Annotated in this window: 2 protein-coding genes and 1 pseudogene; all 3 read right to left on the minus strand. The window is 74.7% G+C overall.

The annotated features are described in order from the left end of the window. Window positions 1-169 (minus strand): annotated as a pseudogene (locus tag H5J33_RS38115) (transcriptional regulator); the annotation flags it as partial. Then, on the minus strand, window positions 166-549 hold the full coding sequence (locus tag H5J33_RS34125) for a hypothetical protein (protein WP_181798538.1): 384 nt from the start codon (window positions 547-549) through the stop codon (window positions 166-168). The gene H5J33_RS34125 and the pseudogene H5J33_RS38115, both read right to left, overlap by 4 nt. 187 nt (window positions 550-736) lie before the next feature. Continuing rightward, window positions 737-1,742, minus strand: a 1,006-nt coding sequence (locus tag H5J33_RS34130; protein ID WP_181798539.1) for a diaminopimelate decarboxylase, incomplete at its 5' end; no start/stop codon positions are given.

Raw genomic sequence — 1,742 nt, forward strand, 5'->3', positions numbered from 1 at the left:
TCTCGGCGTGCACCACCCGGCCCTCGGCGAGGTACAGGACGCCGTGCTCGCGGACCAGGACGCCGGTGGCCCGCTCCTCGGCGAGCCGGGTCAGCATCGGGGACAGGGCGCGCGCGGCCCGCCTGTCCCGCACCGGCAGCGCCGGCGGAGGGAACCGGACCATGGTCATCCCAGCACCAGCCGGGCGGCCATCTCGCCGAGCCGGATCCGGGCGAGCGCGAGGTTGCCGTCCGCGCGGCCGAGCCACAGGTGCAGGAACACGCTGCTGTCGAAGGAGGTGTCCACGAACCGCAGCAGGTGGTAGCTGTCACCGTTGCTGACGATCAGGTCCTCCACCGGCGGCAGCCCCTCGCGGGCGGCGGCGAACGTGCCGTGCTCGGCGGCCAGCCGGGCCAGTTCGGCGGCCTCGGCGGCACTCGTCTCGTGGTCCCCGCCGGGGGCGTCCCCGACCGTGCCCAGGGCCAGTCCGCTCGTCCAGTCCACCAGCGCGGCCCCCCGGGCACCGGGCAGGCGCATCGCTTCCAGTAAGCACTCGTCGATTCCGGGCACCGTGGCTTCCTCCCGCCTGGGACTCCGGCTGAGTGACGCCGACACTACGCAACGTGTGTGCGGGAGGTGGGCCCTTTGGCATTTTCCGGTGGAACATGCGTCCGACGTACTAGGGTTGGCCAACTGACGTGTGTCCCATGGTCGTTGACCCTTCCGTCCGGCCGTCGGCCGTGGCGCGTCGGCGGCTTCAGGGGGTCCGTAGGGTGGTGAGCGCCGACGCGTGCGCCCCTCCGGAATCGGCCACCACCTCGGCGACGGTCTGGGCCCGCCGCACGGTCGCGAAGGCCGTGCCCCCGTACCCGTCCGGGGCGTAGCCGTATATCCCCGGCCGGACGAGGGAGTTGTAGGCGTAGTGGTGGGCGAAGCCGTACGCCCCCGTGTCCAGCGCCGCCGCGTAGTCGCCCTGCTCCAGCGGGGGCAGCGCGCGTCCCTCGGCGAGCAGGTCGCCCGAGAAGCAGGCCGGACCCGCGATGTCCTGCACGGTCTCCGGTCCCGCCTTCGGCCGCCCCCCGGCGTCGTACGCGGCGATCCTGAGCGGCCACACACCCGGCGCGTACACCGTGCGCACCGCCACCTGCACGCCCGCGTGCGTCACCGCGATGCGCCGCCCGCCCGCGGTCTTGGTGTACTCCACCCGGGCCACCACCGTCCCGTGCCGGGCCAGCAGCGACCGCCCGAACTCGGTCACCAGTCCGTACCGCCCGTCGAACAGCCCCGGCACCCGCTCGGCCAGCAGCCGCGCGTACCGCGCGAACGTCGGCGCGGTCTCCTCCGAGGCGAGGTTCACCGGCAGTCCGCCGCCGATGTCGATCGTGTCGACCTGACGGCGCCCGACGGCGGCGTTGATCTCCTCCGCCAGCGCGTACACCTCCGCCACCCCCTGGGCCAGCAGCGGCAGCGGGACGCCCTGCGAGCCGGTGTGGGTGTGCAGCCGGGTCAGCCACGGCCGCCGCGCGTACGCCTCCACGACCCGGGCGCGCGCCCCCTCGTCCCGCAGGGCCACGCCGAACTTCGAGGTCCGGGTCGCCGTCGAGGTCGCGCCGATGGCGCCGGCGCCGATCTGCGGGTTGACCCGCAGGCCGAGCGGGGAGCGGGACGGGGCGGCGCGCACCAGGGCGTCGAGCCGGCGCAGCTCCTGCGGGTTGTCCGCGTTCACCGCGACCCCGAGGGCGAGGGCCTCGCGCATCAGCTGG

The organism is Streptomyces sp. WELS2, assembly GCF_013870595.1.
GTDB lineage: Bacteria > Actinomycetota > Actinomycetes > Streptomycetales > Streptomycetaceae > Streptomyces.